The sequence below is a fragment of the Streptomyces fildesensis genome (assembly GCF_016107395.1).
Classification (GTDB): domain Bacteria; phylum Actinomycetota; class Actinomycetes; order Streptomycetales; family Streptomycetaceae; genus Actinacidiphila; species Actinacidiphila fildesensis.
Genome location: NZ_JAAIKO010000263.1, coordinates 1 through 291, shown reverse-complemented (window position 1 = coordinate 291; position 291 = coordinate 1). Strand labels below are relative to the sequence as shown.

At 44.7% G+C, this 291-nt stretch carries 1 protein-coding gene; it reads left to right on the top strand.

Annotation, left to right across the window (positions count from 1 at the left end; translation table 11 throughout):
- Nucleotides 1-262 (top strand): hypothetical protein (locus C6N31_RS44935; RefSeq protein ID WP_232486373.1); only part of this gene is annotated, 262 nt, incomplete at its 5' end.
- Between the last annotated feature and the right edge of the window lie 29 nt (nt 263-291).

Here is a 291-nt window from a genome sequence, read left to right as displayed (position 1 = left end):
GTGGCGTCGAACAAAGCGTGAATCTAGAAGACGAACTAGCAATTGTCCTCTTCAGGAAAACAGCAAGGTGGAGATCGAACCGCCGGAGAGAGATCGATTCCAGAACTATATGGACCGCGAGAAGGTTCAGAACATAGCTATACCTAGCATTGACGTTCCTAATGTCGACGGATCAAAAAAAGGAGATGGCTTTTCTGATTTTATCAATCGAATGAAGCCCGTGTTGCGAAATGCTTCCACCATGAAAGCCTCTCCAAATTAAGTCGGCATTGGATCAATCAATAATACGAC